Source organism: Candidatus Enterococcus leclercqii (genome assembly GCF_009933135.1).
In the GTDB taxonomy this organism is placed as follows: Bacteria; Bacillota; Bacilli; order Lactobacillales; family Enterococcaceae; genus Enterococcus_C; species Enterococcus_C leclercqii.
In genome coordinates, this window is the sequence record NZ_MAEH01000002.1 from 68,629 (window position 1) to 84,010 (window position 15,382).

Below are 15,382 nucleotides of genomic sequence, written 5' to 3' on the forward strand. Positions count from 1 at the left end.
ATTTTGCACTTTTTATTGGTTTTAATTGGTTAAAAACTAATGAAATACAAAAAAAGCAACTAAAGCCTATTGACACCAATTAAAACCAATAGTATTATAGGGGTGTAAAGAAAACGCATTCAGGTGCAGAGAGGTGGAAAATATGAAACCCAAAACTAAAATCGCAATTGCTTGTGATGACCTTGGCTTTGAAATGAAAGAAGCAATCAAACAGTATTTAATCGAAGAAAAGGATGCAGAAATTGTCTATGATCCAGTGCAAAAACCGGAGGATGGTGTCAATACAGCTGCAGTTCTATCTGATGAAATGGCAATCACAATTCAGAAGGATATCTGCCGTTTAGGAATTTATATCTGTGGAACGGGAATTGGTTTTACTTGTCAAGCCAATAAGCATTGGGGGATTCGTGCAACTGCAGTTACCAATCCGTATTCTGCGAAACGCGCTAGGTTGAGTAATAATGTACAGATTATTGGTTTAGGTTGTCGAGTCAATAGCTTGGAATATGCAAAGATGATTGTTGATGCATGGTATGATGAACCGTTTGATTTTGCAACTGCACGGGAAAACTCGAAGAAGAATTTGCATGAATGTGAGAAAAATGACAACTTGTTATTGAAAAAACCAGATCACGTTGCGTGGAATATGGGGTTTCGACCTGACTGAGAGCTTAAGGAGGAGTAAAAATTATGGAATTCATTACACAATTTATTAACGATTTAGGTAATTTTATTTTTATCCCGGTTATCTTTTTGGTTTTTATGTTGATTTTGGGGCGGCCATTAGCTGAAGCCATTCAATCTGCTATGAAAGTTGGAATTGGTTTTATTGCATTGTCAATGGTCATTGGGTTTATGTTGGAAAAGATGGAACCTGCTATTACCGGATTAGCGAGCAAAACCGGTTCATCCTTAGATGCGATTGATGTTGGCGGTGCTGCCACAGCCGTTATGGGATTCGGTTCTAGTATGGGTGCAATTATTATTCCTTTGTGTGTGGGAATAAATCTATTGCTATTGGTACTGAAAGTCACTGATTGTGTAAATGTAGACGTATTCAATTTACATCAGAACGCCTCAATGGGTGCAATCGTAGCAGTGTACTCAGGCAACTTTCTATATGGTGTTTTGACTGCAGGTCTATTTCATGTTTGGGCATTGATTGCAGCTGATTTAGGAGCTAAGAACAATGAAAAATTCTTCGGCCTGCCTCAAGGTGTTTCGATTTCTCACCCAGTAGCCAATACGTATCTGCTATTTGCCTATCCTTTTAATTGGTTGTTTGACCATATACCAGGTTTGAAGAACTTAAATGTAACTGCAGAAACAATTCAAAAACGATTTGGTGTTCTGGGAGATCCAACAATTGTAGGCTTCTTGTTAGGAACATTGTTAGGATTGACGGGTTATGATTGGGCCAGCCCTTATCGTACAATCATCTCTAGTGTACAATTAGGTATGTACCTTGCGGCTGTAATGCTATTGTTGCCTAAGATGACCTCAATCATGATGGAAGGGTTAGTCCCACTTTCAAATGCAGCACGGAAAAAATTGGTTAAACGCTTTCCAAATCGTGATATCACGGTTGGGATGGATACCGCACTAATCGTTGGGAATCCTTCCGTCATTTCATCCGCACTACTACTGATTCCGGCGATGGTTGTTTTGGCAGTCATTTTACCAGGAAACCGTGTGATGCCACTTGGAGATTTATCACAATTTGTTTTCTTTATTGCATGTATGGTGCCGGTCTTTAAGGGAAATATCATTCGTACTTGGTTATCATCAGTTATCTTGTTTGGTGGAGGTCTCTATATTGCATCATGGATGACTCCCGCGACAAATGAATTGTTCCAAAAATTCGGAGCGGGTGCTCAGGAAAATGTCATGTATTCGTCCCTCAATCCGTCTGCAAATCCATTTACCGGATTGTTTGCAGCTGCCAGTCACGTTGGAATCTTCGGCTATTTGTTAATTGGCGCCCTTTTGATCTCAGTCGGCTATTTGTTGAAAAAGAAAGAACGTACTCAAATCGAAACAGATGCAGTCATCTAATCTAAAGAGAGAAGGAACTGAAAATGGATAAAAAAATCTTAGTAGTATGTGGTAATGGAATTGCGTCATCTTCAATCATGGTTTCAATTTTGCAAGATTTCTTAAAAGAAAACGGGTGGCATGCAGACGTAGACAAAGCTTCTTTAATGGATTGCACGACGGATCGATTTAACAGCTATGACTTGATTGTATCTTCAACCAAGATTGATAATCCAGGGGTTAGCACTCCGGTCATTGTTGGTGCAGGTCTGCTGACGGGCATTGGAGAAGATGAAATCTTAGAGCAAGTAGGGGCTTTGGTAAAGTAAATGGAAGTGAGAACTGTGAATATTAATTTTACTGATGCCGGCGAGGATATCTCCACATACCATGAAGCAATCCGCTTTGCGGGCAATATCTTGATAAAACAAGGGTTGATCGAGCCTCAATACATTGATGCATGCATTGATCGGGAAGTCGATTTTCCTACTGGCTTGCTGTTAGAAGGTGGTCTAGGCGTAGCGATGCCTCATGGAAATTCTAATTTTGTCAATGACGATAGTATCAGTGTTGTACGAACCCTGCGTCCAATTACATTTGGACGTATGGAGGATAAAAGCTTAACAGTTGACTGTCATCTGATTTTTAACTTAGCTCTTGCCTCTGGGGAAAACCATTTAACTATTTTGCGAAAACTAATCCGCTTGTTTCAAGATACTGAATTTATTGAGGCCTGTAGAACATTGCCGGCTGACAAAGCTGCTGACTTGGTCAAGAAAAAGTTGTCTTAGATGAAAACGAGGTATGGTAGTAGTTGAGTCACCATTCTCTAAAGCAAACACTACCAAATGAGAAATCCAAAAGCCGACGATCTTCCATTAATAATCATTGGAAGATCGTCGGCTTTTTATTGCTAAAAATTTCAAAGGCTGGCTTCCCCGGATTTCATCAAGCGAAGTTAACGTTGTGCACTTTTTTCCAGATTCTGAAAACACTAGTACTCTGTTGCAGCGGGAAAAAGAAAAGCAAATAAAGAAGTATTTGACGAAGGTTCACCAATTGATAAGAGCTGGCTGTAGCAAACTCACAGTAAAGGCAAAGGCTGGTGAAAGAGGCTAAGTTTTCATCACAACCAGGAGTCCAGGCGACACAGGATTTGGTAAGAAACTGTGTGGCATCAGCAACTGAAAGCGCTTATTATAAATGCAGGAGGTAAAAGACATGAGCGATCGCAATCAACAAATTCTCCGACAACTTGTCATTCACCAAACGATTTCAGAAGCGGCTTTGATGAAAAAATTCGACATTTCAGCACGGCAGTTGGAATACAGTATCGAAGCAATCAATGACCGTTTATCAGAAAAAAAACTTCCTCCTGTTGAAAAAATGCAGGGACGTTATATTTCCAACCAGGGATTGGCTAGCTACCTTACCCGATATCAGACAATGGAAGACATCTTATTTTCAGTTAATGATCGAATTGATTTGATCATCATTCTAATTTTGACTCGGTCAGAAGAGCTATCCTTGAATCACTTTGTTTTTGATCTAGGCGTCAGCAAAAATACTGCCGTAAGTGACATAAAAAAGGCGAAAGAATTTTTACAGCAAAAGGATATGACGATTTCCTTTTCTCGTAAGGACGGCTATTTCATTGAAGGAAATGAATGGGACAAACGATATATCTTGATGCAAGCAATCATGAGGATCTATCGAAACTACGGGGCCAAAATCGCTGCTGAAGTCATGAGTTCAAGTCAAGAATTTGTTTTGCAAATGACCGAATTTATTCAAAAGGCAGAACACGACTTGCAAATCAAATACAATGATGAAATCTTTCAACCTTTGATTCGTTTTCTTTCGGCAGTATTGTTACGAATTCAGCGTGGACGGAATCTTTCAATTGTGAATTTTTCAAAGCCTACCGACATTGAAAACACGAAAGAATTTTCCTTATTGAATCAATCTGCGCCACTTTTTCCAGTGAAAATCACTCATGCTGAGCTGCTCTACCTCACGTTACAATTATTGAGTGCGAATGGACAAAACAAAAGTGGTATTTCTGAAGTCGATATGCCGTTATTATCTGCTTCACTTTGGGAATTTTTGAATGAATTTGAAAACAAGACTTTCCTGATTATTGCGGATAAAAAAGGCTTGCTGACAAAGCTCTTGAATCATTTTAAGCCGGCATATTATCGAATAAAGTACCACCTGTCGAACGAAAATGTTTTGTATGACCGTATTTTGGATGAATACAAGGTATTGCATGATTTTGTCCGACAATCCATTGGACCTTTGGAAGCATTTTTTGATGAGGCGATTGATGATCAAGAGATTGCTTACATCACACTATTTGTCGGCGGACATTTAATTGCTAACGAACCCACAGATTTCGAAGCAAAAATTGTCAAAGCTGTGATTGTTTGTCCAAACGGCATCTCTATGTCTAAGTTGATTGAGAAGAAACTAAAGGAAACTTTCCCTGAATTTTTCTTCTATCCAACGAGTTCCATCAGAGCTTACAAAAAGTTCATTTTACCCCACGACATCGTATTTTCAACGATACCATTGAATACAGATAAAAAAGTTTATGTGATTGAGGAGATTATCTCTAACTCACAACAGCTGCAGCTAAGAAATCGTGTGATTCGTGATGTTTATCATTTGGATTTCGATCAAATTCGGCTGCCGGATCTTTTGAAAGTGATTCGCCAGCATGCTGAAATCTGTGATGAGAAGCAACTTGAGGAAGACTTGGAAAGCTTACTTTTAAAAGATTTAGCACCTTCTGAGAGTTTTGAGCAGGCGGTGACTTCCAATGAAATCTTACGGGTATTGTCAGAGGATTTCATCACCATCGGTCAACATGAGATGGGCTGGGAAGAGGCCTTTGAAGCTGCTGCTGAGCCGCTCTTGCAAAATGAGCTGATTTCACCAGAGTTTAAGCAGTTGGTTCTTCAGGAGTACAGCGAACAGCCAGGTTACATCTTATTGAAACAGCGTGTATTACTCCCGCATTTGGATCCGACCCGTGCAAAACAAAAGCTGGGAATCAGCCTTTTACTTAATCCATACGGGATACACTACGGGAAAAAGAAAGTGTATCTAATGGCTGTTCTGACTACACCGGATAAGACCAGTCATCTCAATCTGTTATACGGTATCAATCGGGTTGCCAGTAACAGTGAAGCTGTCACTGCTCTTTCCGCGTTGACGGAAAAGCAGGAAATCATCCAATGTTTACAAAAAAGTTTTAGGGGGAACTGAGACATGTTAAAGGAATATATCAAGCCGGAATTGGTTTTCTTGAATCTTGAAGTACAAGATCGGAAAAGTCTCTTTCAAAAGATTGCTGCTGATTTTATGGAAAAAGGAATGGTAAAAGAAGGCTTCTACGATTATCTCATGAATCGCGAGGACAATTTTCCAACAGGATTGGAAATGGATAAGCACAATGTTGCTATTCCACATGGGGATCCAGAATTTATCAATGAGCCATTTATTTCTGTGATTACCTTGAACAAGCCAATCAAAATGGCGAAAATGGATGATCCAGATACTGAAATCGACGTAGACCTCTTCTTTGTCTTAGGGCTGGACGATGGTGGCCAGCATTTGGAAATTCTCCGTAGTCTCATAGGATTATTCCAACAAGAAACATTTATTAACAGAATGATGGCAGCGACTTCAGCTCAAACCGTTTTAGATGAAATTGCAACGGCCAGCAAATAAAAACAGAACGTTCAAGGAGGAAATTACAATGGTAAAAAAATTAAATATCTTAGTAGCATGTGGTAGTGGAGTGGCAACTTCAACTTTAGCAGCAGCAGAGGTCAAATCCGTTTTGGAAGAATATGGATTGACCAGCTATCAAATCAGCAAAGCGAGTATGACAGAATTACCCTCACTAGCTTCAACAGCGGACATCGTGTTGACAACAAATAATTACAAAGGGGATCTCGGGGTTCCCCATATGAGTATTATCGGTTTTGTGACGGGAATCAATGAGGCAAAACTGCGCAAGAACCTTGGGGAAAAGCTGGTTGAGATTGCAAACGCATAAAAGAGGGAAGCAGGCTCTAAACTAAAAATCGATGATGTACAGGATTTTCTGGCAAGCTAGCTGTTCTTTCAATCGTCGTCGAATTTGACGTCTTCACCTGATTCGTCACGAGTCGCTAGATCATCGATTTTTAATCTTATACATTCGATTAGGGGGAGAAACATGGAAACATTGACAAATATCGTACAAACGATTACAGGTATGGGCGCTTCAGCAGTACTACCAATTATCATCACGTTATTGGGGCTATTTTTCCGAATGAAGCTTGGGGAAGCTTTGAAATCGGGGTTAACTGTTGGTGTCGGTTTTATCGGTTTGACCTTGGTTGTAAATTTATTGAACGACTCATTGACGCCTGCAGTTGATTATTATGGCGAAATCGGCTCTGGCTTTACCATTATGGACATTGGTTGGCCGGCTGTCGGAGCAGCATCATGGATGGCACCTTTTGCAGCCTTGGCAATTCCTATTGGTCTATTTTTGAATATCCTTATGGTGCGCTTAAAATGGACCAAAACATTGAATGTTGATATTTGGAATTACATGCATTTCTTAGTCCCGGGGGCGTTGGCTTACTATATCTTTAACAATTTCTTTATCGGACTGGGAGTCACAATTGTTCTTTCTGTTGCAGCACTGATTATCGGGGACAAGATTGCACCAAAATGGCAAGAGTACTACGGATTAGAAGATACAACCTGTACAACAATCATTCACACGGGTTGGACATTGCCGGTAGCAAACCTGCTAAACAAGATTATCGATTTTATTCCTGGTTTAAACAAGCTGGATGTCAGCTTGGAAGGCGTTAACAAACGAATTGGTGTTTTAGGAGAGCCAGTTGTTATTGGCGCAATCGTCGGTTTAATTTTGGGATTGCTGACTAAACAGCCGGTCACAACGGTTGTTCCGATGGCTATGGGCATTGCCGGGGTTATGGTTTTGATGCCTCGCGTAGTAGGGGTATTGATGGATGGTCTATCCCCGATCGGAAAATATGCCAAAGACTACATGACCAAACAAATGGGTGAAGAGTCCGATTTGAATATCGGGATGGATTTGGCATTGGGTTTAGGGGATCCGACTACGATTACAACCACAGTTATTTCAATTCCGTTGATCATGTTGGCAGCATTGGTTCTTCCAGGGATCAAGATGTTTCCAGTTGGGCTTTTGATGTCAGTCACCTATATCTCAGTTATGACGGTGTTATCCAGTAAAGGAAATCTTTTACGCTCCATTATAACCACGGTAATCTTTGGTGTAATTGTCATGTATCTCGGTGGTTATGTGGCACCGGGAGCAACCGAGTTTCTGACTCGGGCCGGTGTGGAGCTAAAAGGGCAGGGAACCGATTTTGTATTAACTGGCCCATGGAGCGTCCTGACTTACTTCATCAGTACGTTGTTCAAATAAACTAGTGGAAAAATGAGGAAGGCAGTGGTCTGCAGCTAGTGTCACAGATTGCTGCAAACTCATACAAATAGAAGAAAAGGGGAAATAGAAAATGGCTGAAATCTTACCTTCAATTTTTGGAGCAGACATCTTGAGTCTGGAGGAAGAAATCAAATTTTTAGAAGATGAAAAGACAAATATCCTGCACGTGGACATGATGGATGGCAATTTTGTATCGAACATTGCCTTCGGACCGAATCAAATTGCAGCGATGAAAAAAGAATCTAAAATGATTTTTGATGTTCATATGATGGTTGCTAATCCTAAAGACCATCTGGATGACGTCATTGCGACAGGTGCTGAGATGATCTCTGTTCATTATGAATCTACACCACACATCCATAATATGATGCAGCGGATCCGTAAAGCTGGTCGCAAAGCCGGTGTCGTGATCAATCCGGCTACGCCAGAATCAGTATTGGAATATTTGCTGGATGATATCGATTATATTCTAGTGATGACTATTAATCCTGGAACTCCAGGTCAAAGCTTCTTGGAAAAAAGCCTAGAAAAAGTAGCAAATGTGAAGAAAATGATTGGCAAGCGAGACATTCAAATTGAAGTCGATGGCGGCGTAAATGATGTAATTGCCGGTCAGGTTGCAAAAGCAGGCGCAGACTTGATTGTTGTTGGTGGTTTTTTATTCAGTAATGATCCAGCCGAGCAGTATGAGAAACTTCGCCAAGCAATTCAGTAAAAATCAATTAATCGTTATAAAGAAAGGATTGAACACAAGATGGGGAATTTTGAGGGGAAAGTCGCACTGGTTACAGGCGGTGCACATGGTATTGGAAAAGGGATTGCTAAACAATTTGCCGATAAAGGGGCACATACGATTATCGTCGATTACAATGAAGAAAACGGTGTGAAGACGGCTGAAGAATTGACTTTTGGCAATGTGAAATCACTATTCGTCAAAACAGATGTTTCTGATCCAAAAGCATTGGAAAATGTGCGAGAAAAGGTATTTGCCGAGTTCGGACGCATTGATATTCTGGTATTGAATGCGGGAGTGGCCTTTGCTAATAAAGTTAACAACATCTCATTTGAAGAATGGAACAAAACGCTGGCTATCAATCTAACCGGGTTATTCAATACCGTCAAAGCGTTTTACGATGACTTTTTGGATAATAAAGGTTCGATCGTCTATATCAGCTCCGGTTCAGCACTGAGTGGTACTGGTGGCGGGGTATCTTATCCAGCTTCTAAAGCGGGCGGAGAAGGCTTGATCCGAGGCTTGGCAAAAGAATTGGGACCTAAAGGCGTGAATGTGAATGCCATTGCCCCCCGCTTGATCGACACTGGGGAAATGATGCGGGTGAACTATCCGACGCAGGCAGATTTGGATGCAGTTTTGGAAAAAATCCCTGTTCGTCGTTTGGGAACAATCGATGATGTAGCCAACTTAGCCGTGTTCTTAGCAGATCCGGACAACTCTTACATTCAAGGGCAAACAATTTTGATGGATGGCGGACGGACCATCGCTTAGATTACAATTCAAAAAGGGAGCATCAAGATGAAAAATTATACGTTAGATATACTAAATGAACTGAGAAGTAACGCCGAAAAAATCGATACGGCAGAGATTAGTGAATTTCTTGAGCAAATTAAACAAGCCAATCACATTTTCTTATCTGGAGCTGGCCGTTCTGGCATAGCTATTCAGGCATTTGCCAATCGCTTGATGCACTTAGGCTTTGATGTCTCTCTAGTTGGAGAAATTAGTTCACCTCATTCTAAAAAAGGAGATTTGCTGATTATTTGTTCTGGATCCGGTGAGACAGGAAGCTTGAAGTCTCTTGCAGAGAAGGCAATTGCAAGTGGTGTAAAAATTGCACTGGTGACGATGAAAAAAGAATCAACTATCGGCAAAGCAGCAAATGCCGTGCTGGTTTTGCCAGGAACGACAAAAGATGAAAATGAACGGGCTGCGGATCAATTTTCACAACCGATGGGCTCTGCATTTGAACAATTGGCGTTTCTAACTTTTGATAGTCTAGTACTGAACTTAATGGATGAAACTGGTGAGACCTCTGAAACGATGTTCACTCGTCACGCGGATTTCGAATAACATGTGTATAGTGTCTCTGATTGGTCAGAGGCACTTTCTCTGGCAATGAATTGTGAAATGAATCACCAAGAGGAAGGTGGAAAAATATGGAAGCAGTAATCTTTGACATGGATGGTGTTTTAATTGATACCGAGCCTGTTTCTAAAGCAGCGTTTAAAGCGGCTTTTGAGAAAAATGGCCTTTTCTTTGATGAGGATATCTATCAAAGTTTGATGGGACGAAGTTTGGCGGACATCATGGAAGATTTCACGGCCAACTGGGATGCAAAAGTCGCAGAAAAGGTTATTGCTGATCGAAACGACTACTTTTTCTCTTACTATGAGAAAAGAGATGTTGATATAAAATGTGGCATCAGACGTTTGTTGCCGTATTTGAAAAATCACGGTTACAAGATTGCAGTAGCAACTTCCAGTACACAAGAAGTAGCAGAGAAGTTCCTGAAACAAGGTGGAATCTATAACTATTTCGATGCCTATGTGTTTGGTTCAGATGTCGTACATTCAAAGCCTAACCCGGAAATCTTTTTGAAAGCTGCCCAAAAATTGGGAGTCAATCCTAGTTTTTCGTATGTTGTCGAAGATGCACAAGCGGGGCTGATTGCAGCTCATGTTGGTGGTTTTCAGCCCATTTTTATTCCTGAATCAGCGTTACGTTCGGAATTGAAGATGCCGTTTGTTTGTCGTCGCTTCCAGAGCGCTTCTGCTTTTCATCTTGCGCTGATTCAGAGCAAATTTGAGGCGTCTCCTCTTTAACAAAAATTTCGTGGTAAATGACTCATGTTAAGTTAAGAAACGTTTACCGGCTGGTCGCTCATGTAAATGTTTCAAGAGGGCTATTCATAAGGCAGCGTGAGAAATGAGAAGCAAGAAGCGAGTTCTTCTTCATGCAGCAATATGAAAGTCGTCTGCTTGACAGGTTGAAGTTATTTATCAAGAGTTCAATCGTTTGTGAACTCTTGACAAGATATCAAGCACCTATTCCCTTGGTATCTTGCATAAAAAAACCAATTTGCCAGATAGTAAAGTCGCAACAAGTTGGTGAGCAACTCAAGCTGAAAATAGTAAAAATTTTTATCAACAGGGTGTCTATTTCCAGTTTGTAAAAAAAGTCTGCAAGATGAGGTGAGAGCATCTTGCAGACTTTTTTGTTTAAAGTTGTTTGAGAAGAAGCAGTCAACTGAATCACTTATTTAGCAGCGGTTTATTTTAAATCTTGTAATCGATGACAAAAAATCGACTATAAGCTTGCTGAAAGATTTTTTACTGCCAAACTTAGCTAAATAATGGCAATGGAATTCAGATAATTCCATTGATAGTACAACAATCTTATTTACAGAGAATGTTTGCAACTATTTGCTTTGGATCAGAGCTAAGCCAGAGACAGCAGATAGATAGCCGATAATTTCGAAAAAATGTTGCTTTTTTTTCGGATGGCAGTATAATTGACGAGTCAATAGTTGATGCATCAATTGTTTAAAGGAGACAGAACATGACGCTAAAAGAAGTTAGCCACATGATGTATTTATTGAAGCTGGGGGATCAAAAAGTCAGCACTGATTTTGAACAAAAAGTAGGCTTCAGTCTGACGCGTTTTGAGATGCTTCAGGTAATCAAAGAACTGCAACCCTGCTTGCAAACACGATTACAAGAAAAGCTTCATATCGACAATGCGGCGGTTACCAGACATTTGAAGATTCTCGAAGACAAAGGCTTCGTGGATCGGCAGCGCAATCCCCAAAATGGTCGAGAAATCTTTGTGACTTTGACAACAGAAGCGCAAGAAAATTTGTCCACCTGCGAAAAGAAACATCCAGATTTGCGGCAAAGCTGTTTTCCATTTTTCTCAGAAGCGGAGTTTGAGCAACTTGCGCAACTGTTGACGAAATTGAACGAACATTTGTAAGAAAGAAGGAACTTGTACATGTCACATGGGTTTAAAAATAATGATTTTGCTGATATTCTCTTCAACCGTCGCTCGATTCGTTCTTATGATCCCACAGTGAAAATTAGTCGCGAGGAGATGCTGCAGATGCTGGCCGAAGCAACAAAAGCCCCATCATCTGTTAACATGCAGCCATGGCGCTTTGTTATCGTCGAAAGTGATGAAGCTAAAAATAAATTGAAACCATTGGTACGTACCAACCAGTTGCAAACCGAAACCTCTTCGGCGATGATCCTGATTTTTGGCGATATGGCTTGTTATGAGTTTGGAGAAACCATCTACGATCAAGCATTGGCTGAGGGAAAAATGCCCCAAGAAGTCCACGACCATCAAGTGGCAACCATCATTCCCTATTATCAAAAGATGAGTTCAGAACAGATGTATACGATTGTTCAACGAGACAGCATGCTGGCAGCAATGCAGCTTTTGCTGGTGGCTCGAGGGCATGGCTATGATACCAATGTCATCGGTGGATTTGAAAACGACCAATTGGCAGCCGCATTTGATCTGGATCCAACCCGTTATGTCCCAGCGACCATCGTTTCTATCGGCAAAGCTGCCGAAGCTGGCTACGACTCTGTCCGCTTAGATCCTGAACAGGTGACTTGGTTTAAATAAAACAAGAAACGGGTATCTGAAGCAGCTCACTGCCAGTGCAAAATTATTTTTGCTAATTGACGGTATCGACGAGTTGCTGAAGTAAAAAACAAAAAGACCGATCATTTCAGAGGATGGCCATGCGCACCAAATCTGAAATGATCGGTTTTTTTGTCGAGTACTAAAAAGCGGCAGAGAAATTGTGGTAAACTCAAGACGACATGTCAATAAGCTAGAAATTAAGTAGCTAACGAGTAACCGTCTTGGGAGGAAATAAGTGTGCATATCAAGATTATTTCAGTGGGAAAGCTGAAGGAAAAATATCTCGTACAGGGAATCAATGAGTACGTGAAGCGACTAGGCGCCTATGCCAAAGTCCAGTTGGTGGAAGTTCCCGATGAAAAAGCACCAGAAAACTTAAGCGAGGCCCAAATGCAGCAAGTAAAGGAAAAAGAAGGCGAACGAATCCTCGCCAAAATCAAAGACGGCGAATATGTGTACGCACTGGCAATCGAAGGCAAAAACCCTTCAAGCGAAGCATTTGCCCACCAAATCGACCAACTCGGTATTCAAGGTAAAAGCCAGCTAACCTTTGTAATCGGCGGCTCGCTGGGCTTAAGTCCAGCGGTGATCCAGCGTAGCAATACCCAAATCAGCTTCGGAAAAATGACCTATCCCCACCAACTAATGCGTTTGATTTTGGTAGAACAAATCTATCGCGCCTTCCGGATTAATACTGGAGGACCGTATCATAAATGATGATATTTTTAAGTTGACCTACACAAACAGCAAAAGACTAAAAGAATATACTGAGTTTAAAACTAAAGACTTGTAAGAAAGAAATACGTTTAAAAAAATCCTATTATAAGTGATAGCAATGGCTTATAATAGGATTTTTTATAGCACTTCGGTCAGGTAGTGTATATCATATTTCCTACCAATCGGAAATACCTGTAATCGTAGCAGCACAACAACTAAAAGTTCGGAGGAACAAATGAACAACAACGACAGATTATTGCGGTTGCGTTATGCAATCGACTTGAAGGATAACGATTTGATTAAAGCTTTTGAGCTAGGGGGTGTCACGCTGACTAAAGATGAGGCGCGGGCAGTACTGACAAAAGTTCAAGACAAGCATGAGGACAATGCAGAAAATAATGTGTACGAAAAAGCTATCAACAATCAAGTTTTTGATGCCTTCCTAAATGGTCTGATTCTCTTAGCTCGGGGGCCGCAAAAAGATAAGCCGTCAGCAGCCGATACGCCACCAAAAAGTAAGGAAATTAAGCATATTAACAATGTATTACTGAAAAAACTGAAGATTGCTTTGTCCATGACCACAGATGATATTTTGGATGTTTTTGCTGAGGCAGAGATTTACCCATCGAAAGGGGAGATTGGCGCGTTTTTAAGAAAAGAAGGGCAGCGAAATTTTAAGCCTTGTGGAGACAAATATATGCGTAATTTTCTTAAAGGGTTGGGAATTTATAATCGAAAATGACGGCCGCTAAATAGACAAGGGCTGTTAGAATTTAGTAGCTGAGGCCTGCTGCTAACTTTTGTCTGCCACGAAAAAATAGAGGTCATCAGTGAAGACAGAAAATGATTTCAATCTTAGGGTTAGCAGCTGCCGTGTTTTTTTGACGGCAGTTTTTCTTTGTTTTGGATCTATTTACGAAGGGCTTCTTGACTGGCTGCCAGCATGAGGGGCTTTTTTGCGTAAATCAAGTTGGATAAGAAAAAATAGCTGACATTCAGTAACAGAAGTTCAAATTACCGTTGTTTAAAAGAAGGCAGGAGTGATAGAATAAGTGGTAAAGGTAGCTGCAAAGGCAGCAAGACGCGTATTTGCTCTGGAATCAGCTGATGGTAGAACAATTTGTTTAGCTTTAAATGAAAACGCTTTATTTAAAAGTAGACAGCTGACTGGCAGCTTATGCATACACTTAAATGAGGTTTTACGAATGCGTTTATATAGACTATTGAAACGGAGATGACCAGCATGATCGACAACATCAGTTTTAGTACCACAGGGGAGGGTACATTTACACGACAACATACAGGAATTCATAAGCTTTGGCCTTATGACCTATTGGTGGAGGTTTCAGCGGTTTCAGTCAATCCGGTGGATCTGAAATTGGCGGCTAAAAATGCAAATGGCAAGCGTATCTTAGGCTACGATGCAGTGGGGACAGTAGTTGACATGGGCAGTTCGGTACGGGGGGTTGAAAAAGGAGACCGGGTCTTTTATGCAGGGACGACAGTGAGAGAAGGTGCCCATCAGAAATTGCAGTTAGTGGATCACCGCATTACAGCCCACGCTCCAACAAAGTTGACAGATGGGCAAGCTGCAGCGATGCCGTTGACTGCATTGACAGCATGGGAGCTGCTTTTTGAGCGAATGGGATTTGTTCCAAAAGAAGGGGCGAATAAAGGGCAGCTATTGATGATTAATGGTGCTGGCGGCGTGGGCTCGATTGCCTCACAAATTGCCAAGTGGGCAGGCTTTAAGGTAACTGCCACCAGTAGTCCTAAAAATTTTGAGTGGTTGCAGAAAAATGGTGTCAAAGAATGCGTCGATTATCATCAGGATTTGATTGTGGAAGCAGGGGCAAGAAAATTTGATGCTGTTGTCAGTTTCCATGATATTTCCGATTATTTTCCGGCTGTTGCAAAGGTGGTCAAGCCTTTTGGCAAGGTGGGGACAATCGTGGAAACGAAAAAAGACCTGCCAATGAATTTGCTGAAAAATACCAATGTTGATTTCTATTGGGAGTATATGTTTGCTAAAACCGAACAGCAGATGAAAATCGAGAGTCAAGGAGCAATCTTGACGAGAATCGCTGAAATGCTGGATGCGGGGATTTTGCACACCACATTGACCAAAGAATTTACTGGCGGAATTTCCTGTGACACATTAGAAGCAGCCTTTGCACGAGTCGCCAAAGGAGCAATCGGCAAAACTGTTGTTTCCGGCGGAGTGAAGGAATGAAATCCTCAAAGCATAAGAAGTATATCCCAGATGGATAGTTTTTAGGTTAGACTGGAAAAATTGATAAACATGAGGACTTTTGACCCTGTATTCAGGTGAAGAGGTCCTTTTTCGCTGAAGTCTTTGAGAGATAATGGGACGTTCTCCTGGCGACTTTTTAGATGAAAAAATTTCATGGCAATCATTGGTTGTGTAGCTGACTGCTGCCAATTTCGTGGGGAGGAGA

At 41.0% G+C, this 15,382-nt stretch carries 17 protein-coding genes; all 17 read left to right on the forward strand.

The window, feature by feature from the left end:
- The first annotated feature begins 142 nt into the window (after positions 1-142).
- The 17 genes from BAU14_RS00305 (at position 143) to BAU14_RS00385 (ending at position 15,156) form a co-directional block, all read left to right on the forward strand.
- A complete protein-coding gene (locus BAU14_RS00305) occupies positions 143-667 on the forward strand; it encodes an RpiB/LacA/LacB family sugar-phosphate isomerase (RefSeq protein ID WP_161898097.1) in 525 nt (174 codons plus the stop codon).
- 23 nt (positions 668-690) lie between these two features.
- Entirely contained in the window at positions 691-2,055 is a 1,365-nt protein-coding gene (locus tag BAU14_RS00310) for a PTS galactitol transporter subunit IIC (RefSeq protein WP_161898098.1), read from the forward strand.
- A gap of 23 nt (positions 2,056-2,078) precedes the next feature.
- On the forward strand, positions 2,079-2,363 hold the full coding sequence (locus BAU14_RS00315) for a PTS sugar transporter subunit IIB (protein ID WP_161898099.1): 285 nt from the start codon (positions 2,079-2,081) through the stop codon (positions 2,361-2,363).
- Positions 2,364-2,378: 15 nt separating this feature from the next.
- Positions 2,379-2,825 carry a PTS sugar transporter subunit IIA gene (locus BAU14_RS00320; protein ID WP_161898100.1) on the forward strand — a complete coding sequence of 149 codons (447 nt, stop codon included), beginning with the start codon at positions 2,379-2,381 and terminating at the stop codon, positions 2,823-2,825.
- Positions 2,826-3,255: 430 nt separating this feature from the next.
- Entirely contained in the window at positions 3,256-5,304 is a 2,049-nt protein-coding gene (locus BAU14_RS00325; RefSeq protein WP_161898101.1) for a BglG family transcription antiterminator, read from the forward strand.
- A gap of 3 nt (positions 5,305-5,307) precedes the next feature.
- Positions 5,308-5,769 carry a PTS sugar transporter subunit IIA gene (locus tag BAU14_RS00330; RefSeq protein ID WP_161898102.1) on the forward strand — a complete coding sequence of 154 codons (462 nt, stop codon included), beginning with the start codon at positions 5,308-5,310 and terminating at the stop codon, positions 5,767-5,769.
- A gap of 28 nt (positions 5,770-5,797) precedes the next feature.
- Positions 5,798-6,100 (forward strand): PTS sugar transporter subunit IIB, encoded by a 303-nt coding sequence (locus BAU14_RS00335; RefSeq protein WP_161898103.1) that lies wholly within the window; start codon positions 5,798-5,800, stop codon positions 6,098-6,100.
- Between the two features lie 162 nt (positions 6,101-6,262).
- A complete protein-coding gene (locus tag BAU14_RS00340; RefSeq protein ID WP_161898104.1) occupies positions 6,263-7,516 on the forward strand; it encodes a PTS transporter subunit IIC in 1,254 nt (417 codons plus the stop codon).
- A 91-nt stretch (positions 7,517-7,607) separates the two neighbouring features.
- Positions 7,608-8,252, forward strand: a complete 645-nt coding sequence (gene rpe, locus BAU14_RS00345) for a ribulose-phosphate 3-epimerase (protein ID WP_161898105.1) — start codon at positions 7,608-7,610, stop codon at positions 8,250-8,252.
- Positions 8,253-8,291: 39 nt separating this feature from the next.
- Positions 8,292-9,044: an SDR family NAD(P)-dependent oxidoreductase gene (locus BAU14_RS00350; RefSeq protein WP_161898106.1), complete on the forward strand. Its 753-nt coding sequence runs from the start codon at positions 8,292-8,294 to the stop codon at positions 9,042-9,044.
- Between the two features lie 27 nt (positions 9,045-9,071).
- Positions 9,072-9,626, forward strand: coding sequence for a 6-phospho-3-hexuloisomerase (hxlB, locus tag BAU14_RS00355; protein WP_161898107.1), 555 nt, complete (start codon positions 9,072-9,074; stop codon positions 9,624-9,626).
- A gap of 86 nt (positions 9,627-9,712) precedes the next feature.
- On the forward strand, positions 9,713-10,378 hold the full coding sequence (locus BAU14_RS00360; RefSeq protein WP_161898108.1) for an HAD family hydrolase: 666 nt from the start codon (positions 9,713-9,715) through the stop codon (positions 10,376-10,378).
- Between the two features lie 736 nt (positions 10,379-11,114).
- Complete coding sequence (locus tag BAU14_RS00365) at positions 11,115-11,528, forward strand: MarR family winged helix-turn-helix transcriptional regulator (protein ID WP_161898109.1); 414 nt, start codon at positions 11,115-11,117, stop codon at positions 11,526-11,528.
- Between the two features lie 18 nt (positions 11,529-11,546).
- The gene (locus BAU14_RS00370) at positions 11,547-12,185 is read left to right on the forward strand and encodes a nitroreductase family protein (protein WP_161898110.1); all 639 of its coding nucleotides are present in this window, start codon (positions 11,547-11,549) and stop codon (positions 12,183-12,185) included.
- 258 nt (positions 12,186-12,443) lie between these two features.
- Positions 12,444-12,923 carry a 23S rRNA (pseudouridine(1915)-N(3))-methyltransferase RlmH gene (gene rlmH / locus BAU14_RS00375; RefSeq protein ID WP_161898111.1) on the forward strand — a complete coding sequence of 160 codons (480 nt, stop codon included), beginning with the start codon at positions 12,444-12,446 and terminating at the stop codon, positions 12,921-12,923.
- A 235-nt stretch (positions 12,924-13,158) separates the two neighbouring features.
- Entirely contained in the window at positions 13,159-13,665 is a 507-nt protein-coding gene (locus tag BAU14_RS00380; protein WP_161898112.1) for a DUF1456 family protein, read from the forward strand.
- A 501-nt stretch (positions 13,666-14,166) separates the two neighbouring features.
- A complete protein-coding gene (locus BAU14_RS00385) occupies positions 14,167-15,156 on the forward strand; it encodes an alcohol dehydrogenase catalytic domain-containing protein (RefSeq protein WP_161898113.1) in 990 nt (329 codons plus the stop codon).
- Positions 15,157-15,382: the final 226 nt, after the last annotated feature.